Raw genomic sequence first — 13,542 nt, 5'->3', positions numbered from 1 at the left:
TATTTTTTAGTCTTACTTCATATGCGTTAACGGCAGTAAATAAAAAAAATTTACTCACGGAGTGTAAATGTCCATTTCAGTAATTGATTCCGGTCAATGCATTTTTTTTATTTACATAAATACGCTTATTAAATCAGCACGGAATTAATGGCGGTGCTGAGAATAGGAAGAGTGCTGTGTGCGGATTTATCGTAAAAGGTAGTGGCTCTGCCGCTAAATACGATTTCGCTACATAAAAACGTGCTGACAGAACTGAAAGCGAGGGAAATATGGTCGAAATGTCACTGGATAAGCTCGGCAGCGGTATCGAAGCAATTCACGCGGTGCCTGCGGGAAGAAGAGATCAACGGTTGCCGACGATTTTTTTCTTCCACGGTTACTGCTCGTCAAAAGAGGTGTACTCGTATTTTGGCTATGCGCTGGCTCAGGCTGGATTCAGAGTGATTCTACCCGATGCCGCCATGCACGGTGCCCGCTATGACGGCGATGACGCGCATCGGTTGCGTCATTTTTGGGATATCCTGCAATCGAACATTGAAGAACTTCCTGATTATGTCGCGGAATATCGGCAGCGTGGCCTGATCGACGGGGAACGTGTTGGCGTTTGCGGCGCGTCACTTGGTGGAATGAGTGCACTGGGATGCATGGCTCGCTATTCCTGGATTACGGCGGTGGCGGCATTTATGGGCTCTGGCTATTTCTCCACGTTATCTTCAACGCTATTTCCTCCGGTTCCGTCCGGCAGCGGCGAAAATCAGGCGGTGTTGCAGGCGTTAGCGACCCAACTCGCTGACTATGATGTCACCACCCGTCTGGAGGCGCTGTCCAATCGACCGCTGCTGGTGTGGCATGGCGAGGCGGATGATGTCGTGCCAGCAGCAGAAAGCGCACGCCTCCATCAGGCATTACAGGCGCGCAATAAGCTGGATAATCTAACGTATCTGACCGAGCCGGGTGTGGCGCATCGCATTACGCCGACGGCGCTGCAGGCGGGAGCTGATTTCTTCCAGCGGACGCTGTAATTCCCCGCCGATCCTGTAAATATCACAATGTAGAAAATGCATGTGTTTCTTCCTTGTGTTCTTTAATGTCGAGCACTATACTTACGCGTCATTTTTTCAGCCGCACACATACACGTTCCTTGCCTCCACGGGCCGCGGTTGACCCAGACAGGAGGCTGAATAATCCGTAAGGAGCAATTCGATGCGTCATTACGAAATCGTATTTATGGTTCATCCTGACCAGAGCGAACAGGTTCCGGGTATGATCGAGCGCTACACTGCTACCATCACTGGTGCGCAGGGCACGATCCACCGTCTGGAAGACTGGGGCCGCCGTCAACTGGCTTATCCGATCAACAAACTGCACAAAGCTCACTACGTTCTGCTGAACGTTGAAGCGCCGCAGGAAGCGATCGATGAGCTGGAAACAAACTTCCGCTTTAACGATGCCGTTATCCGCAGCATGGTTATGCGCGTTAAGCACGCGGTAACTGAAGCATCTCCAATGGTGAAAGCGAAAGACGAACGCCGTGAGCGTCGTGAAGATTTCGCTGAAGCTGGCGATGATGTGGATGCAGGGGATTCTGAAGAGTAATTGTTGTGGTGACGATGAACCGTCTGGTGTTGTCTGGCACTGTGTGCAAGACGCCCATTCGTAAGGTCAGCCCGTCAGGTATTCCTCACTGTCAGTTCGTGCTTGAGCACCGCTCGACGCAAGAGGAAGCCGGATTGAAGCGACAAGCATGGTGTCGTATGCCCGTGATTGTCAGCGGACTTTCGTCACAAGCAGTTACCCACAGTATAACGGTCGGCACGCAACTTACCGTGCACGGATTCATTAGTTGCCATCAAGGGCGCAATGGTCTGAGCAAGATAGTGTTACATGCCGAGCAGATTGAATTGATAGATTCTGGAGACTAGCCACATGGCACGTTATTTCCGTCGTCGCAAATTCTGCCGTTTCACCGCGGAAGGCGTTGTAGAGATTGATTATAAAGATATCGCTACGCTGAAAAACTATATCACTGAAAGCGGCAAGATTGTTCCGAGCCGTATCACCGGTACTCGTGCAAAATACCAGCGTCAGCTGGCTCGCGCTATCAAGCGTGCGCGTTACTTGTCTTTGTTGCCGTACACTGACCGTCATCAGTAATCGGCCACTGTCCATTAACGAGACTTTGAGAGGATAAAGTAATGCAAGTTATTCTGCTTGATAAAGTAGCAAACCTGGGCAGCCTGGGTGATCAGGTAAACGTTAAAGCGGGCTATGCTCGTAACTTCTTGGTTCCGCAGGGCAAAGCTGTGCCGGCAACGAAGAAAAACGTTGAGTTCTTCGAAGTACGCCGTGCTGAACTGGAAGCCAAACTGGCTGACGTTCTGGCTGCTGCTGAAGCTCGCGCCACTAAGATCAAAGAACTGGGTAGTGTTACTATCGCGTCTAAAGCAGGCGACGAAGGTAAACTGTTCGGTTCCATCGGTACTCGCGATATCGCTGATGCGGTAACGGCTGCCGGTGTTGACATTGCTAAGAGCGAAGTTCGTTTGCCGAACGGCGTTCTGCGTACTCTGGGTGAGCACGAAGTGAGCTTCCAGGTACACAGCGATGTATTTGCTGAACTGAATGTTGTTGTTGTTGCTGAAGCATAATTCGCGTTCGTCGCTGAATTAACACTTTAGTTAACATGTGAAACGCTGGCCTTGTGCCAGCGTTTTGCATTTTAGGGATTAGAAAATGATCTATCATTATCGATACCTAGCAAAGAGGGAGGTCACATGTCTGACTTGATTCACCTCACCCGCGTGTATGACGCGCATGCCCCTTTCTCTTCCCCCGTTTTTCTTATTGACCGCCTGTGGCCGCGTGGCATCAGTAAAACGCGTCTGGAAAGGGTTGAGTGGTTTAAAGACATTGCGCCGAGCAGTGAGTTGCGGAAATGGTTCCACGCTGAACCTGAACGCTGGGCGGAGTTTGTGGATTATTATCGTAATGAGTTGGCGCAGGGAACGGCGTGCAACAAGCTGTTGGCGTTACTTGAGCAGAAGAAGACCATCACGCTGCTTTATGGCAGTAAAGACGCGCAGCACAACCATGCTATCGTCCTGCGCGATTTTCTATTGGAACGGCTGGCTCACTAGCGTGTGCGGGTGAATGCGCCGTCCGCACCGCGCGTGAACCGAATCGTTTGGTTCGCTGTAGTTTCGATTTCCAGCTCTGCCACCATGCCTTGTGCATTCAGTTGTAATTTGACTGCCTGACCTGCCCGTAAATTGCTGAGCGGCTTATCCCGGCCTTCCACCTGCGCCATAGCGAACACATCGCTGACGGGCAAATTGTTATCGCGAAAGAGCTGGGCCAGCGTTTGCCCTGATGATATTTCATAATTCCGCCACGGCGCTGACTGCTGATCCGGCGGCGGTGTCGTCGCATACTGTTGCTGTGACGTGGAAGGCTGGTTTTCAATAATTACGGCCTGCATCGCAGCCTGATTATCCGCCTGAGTTAGGGGAACGGGCGTAGAATGGAGAGGCTGTGGGTGCTGTGAGCTGTAAGGCCACAGCAACACCAGCAGCAGCAGTGCGATAGCGATTAAAATCCAGCGACGATGGAGGAGCGGCAATGGCTCCATCCAGTGGTAACCGTCGGGCAGATGCCAGACTTTTTGCAGTGTGGCGCCCATACGCTCGCGCAGGGAAGGGAGAGACAGACGCGTCTGCTCTTCATTAACCTCATCGTTCTCTACGGCTACAGCATCTGAGGGCTGCCGCTGGATGATTCGCTGGCAGAAGCGTACTAGCGTTTGATAATCCCAGGTGGTTTTCCGCTTCCTGGGCGCAATTCTGCCCATGGTGACCTCTCTTACTACCATTCAGTATAAAAACAGTATCAGGATAAGAATGCGTTCAGTATACCGATAATTTTCCTTAGGTGACTAGTTAACGCGTTGATGATCAAGACCGCCGACGCGTTAGCAAGAGCAGAACTACCAGTATAGGCCAGCTTCCGGCAATGGTTTAGCTGGTATTCGGTTAACGTGATTATCTGCACACAAGATTTTACCCCAATCCCCGTCGCTGTTATGCTGCGCTTTCAGTTTTTTACAGATTAAAAGGAACATCCATGACAACTCCTTCTTTTGATAGCGTCGAAGCGCAGGCAAGTTACGGCATCGGCTTACAGGTTGGTCAACAGTTACAGGAATCAGGTCTTGAAGGCCTGATCCCAGAAGCTCTGCTTGCTGGTCTACGCGATGCGCTGGAAGGTAATGCGCCAGCGGTGCCTGTGGATGTGGTTCATCGTGCGCTGCGTGAAATTCATGAGCGTGCTGACGCAGTACGCCGCGATCGCCAACAGGTGCTGGCGGTAGAAGGCCAACAATTCCTGGCGGAAAACGCGCAGAAAGAAGGCGTAGATAGCACGGAATCTGGTTTGCAATTCCGCGTGTTAACACAGGGTGAAGGGGCGATTCCTGCTCGTCAGGATCGTGTTCGTGTGCATTACACCGGTCGCCTGATTGACGGCAGCGTGTTCGATAGCTCTGTTGAGCGTGGTCAACCTGCTGAGTTCCCCGTAAGTGGCGTGATCCCTGGCTGGATTGAGGCGCTGACGCTGATGCCAGTTGGTTCTAAGTGGGAACTCTATATTCCGCACAATCTGGCGTATGGTGAACGTGGTGCGGGTGCTTCCATTCCGCCGTTCAGCGCGCTGATTTTTGAAGTGGAACTGCTGGAAATTCTGTAAATTCCAGACAAAAGAAAGGCGCTCACTGAGCGCCTTTCTGGTCTTTACTGACTTTTTTATTTTTTATTGAAGCGACATTACTCACCGCGCAGTGCGCGTGGGAACAGCAAATTATTTTCCAGATGGATGTGTTCCATCAGATCGGTAATAAACTCGTTAATACCAGAGTACAGGGCACGCCAGGTGTTGCAGGCACCTTCCGGCGGTACGACGCCATTGGTTAGCTCTTTTACCACTTCCACATCACGCCCGGCGTCATCATGCTCATGCTCCATCACTGAAATCGGTGCGGCAGCATTCGCCCCCATTCCCTGACTGATCATCGGGAACAGGATGCGCTCTTCTTTCATCATATGTTGAGATAGCTCGTTATAGATGGCGGTCAACTGTGCGGCGAGGCCGTGTGGGCAGTCAGCTTTATCGTGATGCACGCGTTCGACTTTTTCTGCCATCAGAATCAGCTCAGGCAGTTGTTCACGGTGGCGGTCATGAAAGCGAGGAATGATGTACGCGATAATGTCAGCCAGCGGTGCTTCACGCCAGTCTCGTGCATCAGAAGGTTGTGCGGCCAGCTCATTTAACTGGGCTTCTAGCTCATCGATATTGAGATCTTTTTTGCCAGCCGCGCGGCTTAGCGTTTGCTTTCCGCCGCAGCAGAAGTCCAGATTGAGTTCACGAAAGAGCTTGGTAGCGCGCGGAATAGCGATAGCCAGCTCACCCAGGGATTGATCGCGATATGCCATGATGATGCCTCTCAACAAATGCAGTTTATAAATTGCATTTTAAATGCATCTTTATGTGTTGAATATACCGCTTACGAGGTAGGCGGTAAAATGCATGGCGTGATTAATGTCACCTATGACCGGATCTCAGCGATGGCGAGTTATGGTAGCCCAGAAGAAAGAGAAATTGGATACCGATCGGAAATGACAGAATTTATAGTGGATGGATAGCCCACCGATGAATAACGTGAGCGAAATGTTAAGAACGGTAAAATCAGGTAAATACGTATTTATCTGATAGTGGTGTAGGGGAATTCCCCGTATATCTTTGCCAGGCCGCAGTCGCGGTGAGCAAGGAGTACCCCCTATGTTTAAGCCACTCGTTATCAGTGCCCTGTTTATGGGAATGTTTGCGGTTATGCCTGCGCCAGAGGCTAAGGGGGCCAGCATCGATCTGATGCCCGGCGTCACGTTGAATATCGGTGAACGTGACAGACGTGGTAACTACTGGGATGGCTACGACTGGCGCAGCGAGCGCTGGTGGCAGGAACACCGGGGTTACAATCGTGGTGAGCGTAATCGTCACGGCTATTATTGGGATGGCTGGCGCTGGCGGGATGCCCGCTGGTGGCGCGCGAGTCAGCACGACAGACGCGATTACGACAATCGTCGCTTTGATCCACCGCGCTACGTTGATGAACGCGGCCCGCGTCGCGGCGAGTGGGATAGGCGTGGACATGAGCGAGGAAATGGCTATTACCGCAATGGGCGAGGGTCGTTCCGCGATTAGCTAAATAAAAAAGCGCCGCGAAAGGGCGGCGCGTGTTCGTCAGCGAAGAGGCTTAGCTTGCCAGTTTCGCTGCGATGTCTGCGATGCGCTGACCATACAGCTTACCGGTCGCCAGATCGCCGGCTACCACTTCATCTGCGCTGGCATCAGAAGGCGTTTGTGCCAGCAGGCCCACGGAACCACCCAAGTTGTTCAGATCGTCACGTTTTGCCGCTTTAGCATTGGAAGGCAGTTGGTTCAGACTGACCCAAATCCCGCCGTGCTGTGAAGCCAGCGTTTGCAGATAAATCAGCGTAACCTGTTTATCCCCATTCAGGCTGGCACTGTTAGTAAAGCCGCCAAACACTTTATTGCTCCAACTGCGGGACATCCAAACTTTAGAGCTGGCATCCGCAAATTTCTTGAACTGCCAGGGAACGCCGCCCATGTAAGTCGGTGCACCGAAAATAATCGCGTCGGCAGCGGCGAGTTGCTCCCACTCGGCATCGGTAATATTTCCTTCTGCATCAATCGCGATCAGCGTGGCTTGCGCGCCTTCTGCCACGGACTGTGCCAGACGTTGTGTGTGGCCATAGCCGGAATGATAAATAACGACGTTTTTTGACATGATTGTTCCCGTTTTTTCTATGTTGTCTCGGTACGTAGATAACCTACTTTACACCGAGAAAAGATTATCTCTGTTTCATTACTCTGTAACATTATGATACTGGAGTGAAAATAGGAGAGAGCCTGGTTTGAATCACGGGGTGCTCAGGCTCCTACCGCCGCAGGAGCCTGACAAGGCTGTCGGTGTTTATTTCGCGTGTTGCAGGTCAATACGATAAACCGCAAAACCCGTTTCATCATTACCGACGGATATCATCGGGTACTGCGCTTTCTCTTTGATAAACGCGGTGGCTTTCTCTGACGGTGACGTTTCAAAACGGATATCCAGCGGCGTATCGCTGACGATAGGTGCCAGACGCCAGTTGTTATCCGCCTGTGGCTTCACTTCTCCTGATTTTTGGGTTTCCGCACTGATGTAAGCCGCCAGCACGGAACGGTTTTCATCCGGTGATGCGAAGGCCACAGATTTCTCACCCGTGCCGGCAAATTTCTCGCCGTAGGCGCGGTAGTTATTGGTGGCGATCAGGAAGGTTGCTTTAGGATCGATCGGTTTGCCGTTAAACGTCAGCGCTTTGATACGGTGTGATTTCTCGTTGATTAACGCGCACTCGCTGTCATAGCGGGCTGGCTGCGTCACATCAATCTGATAATTGACGCCATCGATCACGTCGAAGTTATACGTGCGGAAGCCATCCCAGTTGAGCAGGGATTGCGGTTCACGCTTGCTCGTATCGATTTGTTTGAACTGTCCCGCAGAGCACTCCAGCCATTCTTGCACCTGCTGTCCGTTGACTTTCACCACCACCAGCGTATTCGGGTAGAGATACAAATCGGCAGCGTTACGGAAAGTGAGCTGGCCTTTTTCCACTTCAACATAGCTGGCCGGATCGTTTTTACGTCCACCGGCTTTAAACGGTGCGGCGGCGGAAAGCACTGGCAGATCGGCCAGATCGGGATCGCCCTGAATAAAGTGTTCGACGTAGGCGCGTTGGGCATTGTTGACGATCTGCACGGTCGGATCGTCCTGAACCAACGACAGGTAGCTGTACATGTTGTCTGCGGATTTGCCGATGGGCTTGCTAACGAACTCACGCGTGTCTTTGTGCGCATCGGCGAGTACTTTCACGAGTTTGTCGTCTTCCGCCGCCAGTGATTTCTTCTGCGCTTTGTCATAGATCGGTCTGGCTTCTGCTTTTGCCTTTTCCACCTTCCATGTGCCGCTGTCGTTATTCAATGTGAAATCGACGACGCCGAGATGGTCACCCCATTGCCCCGGCATTACGGCAGGCACGCCGTTAAGCGTTCCCTGTTTGATATCCGCGCCTTTGATGTTGGCAAAGTCACTGCTGGGGAAAACCGCGTGAGCGTGGCCAAACATGATTGCGTCAACCCCGGGAATTTGGCTGAGGTAGTAAACGGAGTTTTCCGCCATGGCTTTATACGGCTCGGCGGACAGGCCAGAGTGGGGGATAACAATCACCAGGTCGGCACCTTGCTTGCGCATTTCTGGCACCCATTTTTTGGCACTTTCCGTGATGTCTTCCACGGTGACTTTACCTGTCAGGTTGGCTTTATCCCACACCATCACCTGTGGCGGGACGAAGCCAATATAGCCGATGCGCAGAGTATGCTGTTTGCCATCGCGATCTTTAACCGACTTGTTTTCAATATGGTATGGCGTAAACAGTGGCTTACCGGTTTTTGCATCCAGTACGTTAGCATTCACATAGGGAAATTTTGCGCCTGATAGCGCCTTGCGCAGGTAGTCCAATCCATAGTTGAATTCGTGGTTACCGATATTGCCGACGGAATAATCCAGCGTGTTCATCGCCTGATAAACCGGGTGTACATCGCCAGCCTTCAACCCTTTTGCCGCCATGTAGTCGCCTAACGGGCTGCCCTGAATCAGGTCGCCATTATCGACTAACACGCTGTTGGTTGCCTGTTCGCGCGCGGCGTGAATCAGGCTGGCGGTGCGCACCAGACCAAATTTATCGGTTGGGGTATCTTTGTAGTAATCGAAATCCATCATATTGCTGTGCAGATCGGTGGTTTCCAATACCCGTAAATCAACGGTGGCGGCATGAACGGTCGTGGCGACCAGCGTAGCAAGCAGGCTGAGTGCCAGTGAATGCTTCATTGGGTAACTCCTTGTGCGGTGATTGTCGATGCGTAAGGCGATCGGGGGGTGTTTTTCATATCATGATGAAGTTAAAGTGATTATCGTCTCTAAATCCTGAGGATGACATCAATAATGGCAATAATCGTAGATTGCCTCACAGATGTATAATGAATGGTAGAGATGAAGTCTGCGTTACGCGCAACCGATAACGATGAGGTAGAGCATGTTAGAACCTATTTGCCAACTGGCCCGTGATGCTGGTGCTGCCATTATGCAGGTTTACGACGGGCAGCATCCCGTAGATGTCGCGCATAAGAAAGATGATTCGCCAGTGACCGCCGCCGATCTTGCGGCGCATCGGGTGATTAAAGACGGGCTGGCCGCGGCGTTTCCTGATATTCCTTTGCTGTCAGAAGAAGATCCGCCTGAATGGGAAACCCGTCGGCACTGGCAGCGCTATTGGTTGGTCGACCCGCTGGACGGCACTAAAGAGTTCCTCAGTCGCAACGGTGAATTCACGGTAAACATTGCGCTGATCGAGAACGGGCAGGCGGTGCTGGGCGTGGTTTACGTGCCAGTTACGGGCGTGATGTATTCCGCAGCGGAAGGTAAAGCCTGGAAAGAAGAAAACGGTCAGCGTTGGCAAATTTCGGTGAAGCAGGCGCATCCGCCACTGGTGGTGGTCAGCCGCTCTCATGCTGATAGTGAGCTAAAGGACTATCTCAGCCAATTGGGTGAGCACCAGACGGTGGCGATTGGCTCATCGCTAAAATTTTGTCTGGTGGCCGAAGGCGACGCGCAGCTTTACCCCCGTTTCGGGCCGACTAACATTTGGGATACGGCGGCGGGCCATGCGGTGGCGGTGGCTGCCGGGGCGCAGATTCACGATTGGCAGGGGCAACCGCTGTCCTACACGCCGCGTGAATCCTTCCTCAACCCCGGTTTTCGCGTCTCTTTATTTTAATTTACTAAGCGTTTTAGCGCTATTTCTCTTCCAGCAACTGACGCAGCAGGGACATCACCTGCTGCACGTCCTGCTCGCTTAACGCCCCATCCTTCACGAACCGAATTTTCCCTTGTTTATCTAGCACCGCGATAGCTGAACTCTGTGGCTGTAGCTGCCAGGTTTTGCGCACATTGCCGTTGCTATCGACAATAAATTGCGACCACGGAAACGCTTTTTTGTTGTCCTCAAGGCTACTACGCACAAACATGCTGGTGCCGATGATGGCATCGTCGGTATTCACGATTGTCGTCGTTTGGTAATAATCATGCGGTAGGTTAGCTGCCTTCAGTGCGGAGATGAGCGGATCGTTCATCTCTTTGGCAGCGGTTCGGCCAGCGATATGTTGTATCACCCGTACTTTTCCGGGCAATTGCGCGCTGTTCCAGTTTTTATAACTAAACTGATTATTCTGGTACTGAAGTTCTCCCCTGTCTGCAATGCCGACGGGAGGAACGAATTGGTTGAGTATCAGCGTATGCGCTGAGGCTGTGAGTGGAACAAATCCCAATAAGGGCGTGATAAATAGCGCAAGAAGCAGGTGGCGTATTTTTATCATGGTATTTCCTTCTGTGGGGGGCCCGATGCGATGTCAATGATGGAAAACGTCGAGCGATGGTATAAGCGTAGATTCAGGAAATGGGTCTGTCTTGCTTCGCGCAAAAACGGTTTGTGGTTTAGTGCACAAAACCCTTATTTTTGAAGGTTTATACTGATGGCTAGGGGTTTATTTAAACACTGTTCTGTAAAAATCTGTAAAAACAGTTAAGAATACTGAATAGTGGGGAACTAAAAGCCGTTTTACAGTACTAATTAGCAGTATCCGTTATCTCATTAGCGCTCCAGAACCTCAGCCATGTTGGCGACAGGGAGAGCGTAGAAAAATAAAACGGGAGAGTAAAACGATGAGGATCTTCGAACGTTACAATCCTTTGAAAGTCGCCAAGTATGTGAAAACCCTGTTTCGCGGGCGGCTGTACATAAAAGGGGTTGGTGCTTTTGAGTTCGACTACGGCAAAATTCTTTTGCCAAAGAAACAGGATAAGCAGCATCTTCTGGTGATGTCCGAAGTGAATCGCCAGGTCATCCGGCTTCAGGCCGAGATGGGATGAATGATAAAGAAACGGCCCGTAGCGGGCCGTTCTGGTATGTCACTATTGATAACAGTTAGTCCGCGCTATCAGCCCGCGCGCTGGATGAGACAACAGGACGGTCTTCCAGACGAGTGACCAATAGCTGATCGATCTTATAGCTATCGATATCCACGACTTCAAACTTATAGCCTGAGAAGCGTACTGCATCGGTACGTTTGGGGATTTTCCGCAGCGTATACATCATGAAGCCACCAATGGTTTCATAGTTACCGGAGTGCGGGAAGTCATCAATATTCAGTGCCCGCATCACGTCTTCTATCGGTGTACCGCCTTCGACCAGCCAGGAATTCTCATCGCGCGCCACAATCTGCTCTTCCATGCCCTGACCGACGAGATCGCCCATCAGGGTGGTCATCACATCATTAAGCGTGATGATGCCGACGATCAGTGCGTATTCATTCAGAATGACCGCGAAATCTTCGCCCGCCGTTTTGAAGCTTTCTAATGCTTCGGACAGCGTCAGCGTATCCGGTACGATCAGCGCTGGACGAATCTGCACGCCGCTGCTCAGTGTCAGGCTTTGGTTTCCCAGCACCCGGATCAGCAGGTCTTTGGAATCCACGTAGCCGACGATCTGATCGATTGTGCCATCGCAGACCAGAAACTTGGAATGCGGTTGCTGGGCGATTTTTTCCTTAATACTGTCTTCCTGCTCGCGTAGATCGAAGTAAACCACGCTTTCGCGCGAGGTCATTGAGGACGGTACGGTGCGGGACTCCAGTTCAAACACGTTCTCGATGAGTTCGTGTTCCTGCTTACGCAGTACACCGGCCAACGCACCAGCTTCCACCACGGCATAGATATCATCGGACGTGATGTCATCCTTACGTACCATCGGCAGCTTAAGCAGACGGAAAATGACGTTAGCCAGACCGTTAAATATCCAGACCAGCGGGCGGAAAAGGAACAGGCAGAAGCGCATGGGGTTGATTATGCGGACCGCTACGGTTTCCGGCGCAATCATACCGATGCGTTTCGGGGTGAGATCGCCAAACAGGATGAACAGGCTGGTGACAAGCACGAATGAGCAGATGAAGCTGACTTTATCTGCAGCTTCGGGTGACATAAAGCGTTCAAATAGCATGGAAAAGGTAGGAGAAAATGCCGCATCGCCGATGATACCAGCCAGAATGGCGACGGCGTTGACGCCAATTTGAATTACGGTAAAGAAGATGCCCGGCGTTTCCTGAAATTTGAGCACCAGATCGGCGTTGAGGTTTCCCTCATCGGCCATCAGTTTGAGTTTAATTTTACGAGACGCCGCCAGCGAAATCTCGGATAGCGAGAAAAATGCACTGATGGCAATAAGAAAAAGAATCAGTAATAGACTGTTTAACATAGTTTTTACTTTAGGTAAGTTTTCGCATGAGCCGAGATTGACGCAGCGATCCTCAGAAAGATGAACACATAAAAGTGAACACATTATGATCGTTATTGAAGGCTTGAACCGGGCGAGGATGGGCTCGGTCCGGGCGCATTATAGCAGGAGCGGCGAAATTACCGCCAGCGATCAACGCGGTGGCGGCAGACAGACGCCGATACCGCCCAATCCACAGTAGCCGTTCGGGTTCTTGTGCAGGTATTGCTGGTGATCATCTTCTGCATAATAAAACGGACCCGCAGACTCGATTTCTGTGCTGATAGCGCGGCCATCGCCGTTCTCTCTCATCGCCTGCTGAAAACGCTGAAGGCTTTCCTGCGCGGCCTGTTTCTGCTCAGGCGTGAGTGTATAGATAGCGGAACGGTACTGGCTGCCGATATCTCCGCCCTGGCGCATACCTTGCGCGGGATCGTGATTTTCCCAGAACTGTTGCAGCAACTGACTGTAGCTGATGACCGCAGGATCGAAAACGACACGTACCGCTTCAGCGTGATCGGTCTGGCCGCTGCACACTTCACGGTAGGTTGGATTGGGGGTGTAACCGCCAATATACCCCGCCGCTGTGCTGTAGATCCCCGGCAGTTGCCAGAACAAACGCTCCGCACCCCAGAAACAGCCCATGGCAAAAATGGCCACGGACATGTGGTCTGGCACATGCGTCATCGAATGTTCATTGACGACATGCAGCCTTGCCACGGGCATCGGGGTTGAACGCCCCGGTAAAGCATCGGATTGTGTAATCCGCTGTGTCTTATCAATCGAACTCATCACGTTGCTGACTCCAACAGAACTGGGTGAACGACCCTCTTTCACTGAGAGCATAACCAAGAAGTATTGACCTGTCTTTATATCTTAAACGTGTTTAATGTTAAGGTAATACGTGTCCATAACGCGAAAAAGTGACAATCTCAGGTTAATATCTACTACTAAGGTAAAAAATTAGTATTTATCACTAATTTAATGCAAGGTTACTCGCCTGTTTCTGCTTTACACGATGTTTTGTTTGGAAGCATGAACCTCTATG

Annotated in this window: 17 protein-coding genes; 10 read left to right on the top strand and 7 right to left on the bottom strand. The window is 51.4% G+C overall.

The window, feature by feature from the left end; all coding sequences use genetic code 11:
- Window positions 1–269 precede the first annotated feature (269 nt).
- The 6 genes from yjfP to A7983_RS03035 all read left to right on the top strand — a co-directional run bounded on the left by yjfP (window position 270) and on the right by A7983_RS03035 (window position 3,137).
- Entirely contained in the window at window positions 270–1,022 is a 753-nt protein-coding gene (gene yjfP, locus A7983_RS03055) for an esterase (protein WP_005974796.1), read from the top strand.
- A 181-nt stretch (window positions 1,023–1,203) separates the two neighbouring features.
- Window positions 1,204–1,596: a 30S ribosomal protein S6 gene (gene rpsF, locus A7983_RS03050; RefSeq protein ID WP_005974793.1), complete on the top strand. Its 393-nt coding sequence runs from the start codon at window positions 1,204–1,206 to the stop codon at window positions 1,594–1,596.
- Window positions 1,597–1,610: 14 nt separating this feature from the next.
- Window positions 1,611–1,922, top strand: a complete 312-nt coding sequence (gene priB / locus A7983_RS22995; RefSeq protein ID WP_033072092.1) for a primosomal replication protein N — start codon at window positions 1,611–1,613, stop codon at window positions 1,920–1,922.
- Window positions 1,923–1,926: 4 nt separating this feature from the next.
- A complete protein-coding gene (rpsR, locus tag A7983_RS03045) occupies window positions 1,927–2,154 on the top strand; it encodes a 30S ribosomal protein S18 (RefSeq protein ID WP_005974788.1) in 228 nt (75 codons plus the stop codon).
- A 41-nt stretch (window positions 2,155–2,195) separates the two neighbouring features.
- Window positions 2,196–2,648, top strand: a complete 453-nt coding sequence (gene rplI / locus A7983_RS03040) for a 50S ribosomal protein L9 (RefSeq protein WP_005974783.1) — start codon at window positions 2,196–2,198, stop codon at window positions 2,646–2,648.
- Window positions 2,649–2,774: 126 nt separating this feature from the next.
- Window positions 2,775–3,137, top strand: coding sequence for a DUF488 domain-containing protein (locus A7983_RS03035; protein WP_005974780.1), 363 nt, complete (start codon window positions 2,775–2,777; stop codon window positions 3,135–3,137).
- On the opposite strand, the gene A7983_RS03030 is transcribed toward A7983_RS03035, so the two are convergent.
- The gene (locus tag A7983_RS03030) at window positions 3,134–3,847 is read right to left on the bottom strand and encodes a LysM-like peptidoglycan-binding domain-containing protein (RefSeq protein WP_005974778.1); all 714 of its coding nucleotides are present in this window, start codon (window positions 3,845–3,847) and stop codon (window positions 3,134–3,136) included. The genes A7983_RS03035 and A7983_RS03030 overlap by 4 nt on opposite strands.
- Before the next feature lie 272 nt (window positions 3,848–4,119).
- Here A7983_RS03030 and fklB point away from each other — a divergent pair, with 272 nt between their 5' ends.
- Window positions 4,120–4,740, top strand: a complete 621-nt coding sequence (gene fklB / locus A7983_RS03025; protein WP_005974772.1) for an FKBP-type peptidyl-prolyl cis-trans isomerase — start codon at window positions 4,120–4,122, stop codon at window positions 4,738–4,740.
- 77 nt (window positions 4,741–4,817) lie between these two features.
- On the opposite strand, the gene ytfE is transcribed toward fklB, so the two are convergent.
- Window positions 4,818–5,483, bottom strand: a complete 666-nt coding sequence (gene ytfE / locus A7983_RS03020; protein ID WP_005974769.1) for an iron-sulfur cluster repair protein YtfE — start codon at window positions 5,481–5,483, stop codon at window positions 4,818–4,820.
- A gap of 346 nt (window positions 5,484–5,829) precedes the next feature.
- Here ytfE and A7983_RS03015 point away from each other — a divergent pair, with 346 nt between their 5' ends.
- Window positions 5,830–6,252, top strand: a complete 423-nt coding sequence (locus A7983_RS03015; RefSeq protein ID WP_005974766.1) for a DUF2502 domain-containing protein — start codon at window positions 5,830–5,832, stop codon at window positions 6,250–6,252.
- 52 nt (window positions 6,253–6,304) lie between these two features.
- On the opposite strand, the gene A7983_RS03010 is transcribed toward A7983_RS03015, so the two are convergent.
- A complete protein-coding gene (locus A7983_RS03010; protein ID WP_005974763.1) occupies window positions 6,305–6,859 on the bottom strand; it encodes a flavodoxin family protein in 555 nt (184 codons plus the stop codon).
- A gap of 186 nt (window positions 6,860–7,045) precedes the next feature.
- Window positions 7,046–8,998, bottom strand: coding sequence for a bifunctional 2',3'-cyclic-nucleotide 2'-phosphodiesterase/3'-nucleotidase (locus A7983_RS03005; protein ID WP_005974761.1), 1,953 nt, complete (start codon window positions 8,996–8,998; stop codon window positions 7,046–7,048).
- Window positions 8,999–9,203: 205 nt separating this feature from the next.
- On the opposite strand from A7983_RS03005, the gene cysQ reads away from it, so the two are divergent.
- Window positions 9,204–9,944, top strand: a complete 741-nt coding sequence (gene cysQ, locus A7983_RS03000; protein WP_005974759.1) for a 3'(2'),5'-bisphosphate nucleotidase CysQ — start codon at window positions 9,204–9,206, stop codon at window positions 9,942–9,944.
- Window positions 9,945–9,963: 19 nt separating this feature from the next.
- Here the strand turns inward: cysQ and A7983_RS02995 are convergent, their stop codons facing one another.
- Entirely contained in the window at window positions 9,964–10,542 is a 579-nt protein-coding gene (locus A7983_RS02995; protein ID WP_005974757.1) for a YtfJ family protein, read from the bottom strand.
- Between the two features lie 346 nt (window positions 10,543–10,888).
- Here A7983_RS02995 and A7983_RS02990 point away from each other — a divergent pair, with 346 nt between their 5' ends.
- On the top strand, window positions 10,889–11,095 hold the full coding sequence (locus A7983_RS02990; protein WP_005974755.1) for a DUF1107 domain-containing protein: 207 nt from the start codon (window positions 10,889–10,891) through the stop codon (window positions 11,093–11,095).
- A 55-nt stretch (window positions 11,096–11,150) separates the two neighbouring features.
- Here the strand turns inward: A7983_RS02990 and A7983_RS02985 are convergent, their stop codons facing one another.
- Window positions 11,151–12,476, bottom strand: coding sequence for a hemolysin family protein (locus A7983_RS02985; protein ID WP_005974753.1), 1,326 nt, complete (start codon window positions 12,474–12,476; stop codon window positions 11,151–11,153).
- Window positions 12,477–12,647: 171 nt separating this feature from the next.
- Complete coding sequence (gene msrA / locus A7983_RS02980; RefSeq protein WP_005974750.1) at window positions 12,648–13,286, bottom strand: peptide-methionine (S)-S-oxide reductase MsrA; 639 nt, start codon at window positions 13,284–13,286, stop codon at window positions 12,648–12,650.
- Window positions 13,287–13,542 lie beyond the last annotated feature (256 nt).

The sequence above is a fragment of the Pectobacterium wasabiae CFBP 3304 genome (assembly GCF_001742185.1).
In the GTDB taxonomy this organism is placed as follows: Bacteria; Pseudomonadota; Gammaproteobacteria; order Enterobacterales; family Enterobacteriaceae; genus Pectobacterium; species Pectobacterium wasabiae.
This window is presented reverse-complemented; position numbering and strand designations above follow the sequence as displayed.

Coding starts and splice junctions, on each gene's coding strand:
- yjfP (WP_005974796.1), top strand. CDS start 270: ATGGTCGAAATGTCACTGGATAAGCTCGGCAGCGGTATCGAAGCAATT.
- rpsF (WP_005974793.1), top strand. CDS start 1,204: ATGCGTCATTACGAAATCGTATTTATGGTTCATCCTGACCAGAGCGAA.
- priB (WP_033072092.1), top strand. CDS start 1,611: ATGAACCGTCTGGTGTTGTCTGGCACTGTGTGCAAGACGCCCATTCGT.
- rpsR (WP_005974788.1), top strand. CDS start 1,927: ATGGCACGTTATTTCCGTCGTCGCAAATTCTGCCGTTTCACCGCGGAA.
- rplI (WP_005974783.1), top strand. CDS start 2,196: ATGCAAGTTATTCTGCTTGATAAAGTAGCAAACCTGGGCAGCCTGGGT.
- A7983_RS03035 (WP_005974780.1), top strand. CDS start 2,775: ATGTCTGACTTGATTCACCTCACCCGCGTGTATGACGCGCATGCCCCT.
- A7983_RS03030 (WP_005974778.1), bottom strand. CDS start 3,847: ATGGGCAGAATTGCGCCCAGGAAGCGGAAAACCACCTGGGATTATCAA.
- fklB (WP_005974772.1), top strand. CDS start 4,120: ATGACAACTCCTTCTTTTGATAGCGTCGAAGCGCAGGCAAGTTACGGC.
- ytfE (WP_005974769.1), bottom strand. CDS start 5,483: ATGGCATATCGCGATCAATCCCTGGGTGAGCTGGCTATCGCTATTCCG.
- A7983_RS03015 (WP_005974766.1), top strand. CDS start 5,830: ATGTTTAAGCCACTCGTTATCAGTGCCCTGTTTATGGGAATGTTTGCG.
- A7983_RS03010 (WP_005974763.1), bottom strand. CDS start 6,859: ATGTCAAAAAACGTCGTTATTTATCATTCCGGCTATGGCCACACACAA.
- A7983_RS03005 (WP_005974761.1), bottom strand. CDS start 8,998: ATGAAGCATTCACTGGCACTCAGCCTGCTTGCTACGCTGGTCGCCACG.
- cysQ (WP_005974759.1), top strand. CDS start 9,204: ATGTTAGAACCTATTTGCCAACTGGCCCGTGATGCTGGTGCTGCCATT.
- A7983_RS02995 (WP_005974757.1), bottom strand. CDS start 10,542: ATGATAAAAATACGCCACCTGCTTCTTGCGCTATTTATCACGCCCTTA.
- A7983_RS02990 (WP_005974755.1), top strand. CDS start 10,889: ATGAGGATCTTCGAACGTTACAATCCTTTGAAAGTCGCCAAGTATGTG.
- A7983_RS02985 (WP_005974753.1), bottom strand. CDS start 12,476: ATGTTAAACAGTCTATTACTGATTCTTTTTCTTATTGCCATCAGTGCA.
- msrA (WP_005974750.1), bottom strand. CDS start 13,286: ATGAGTTCGATTGATAAGACACAGCGGATTACACAATCCGATGCTTTA.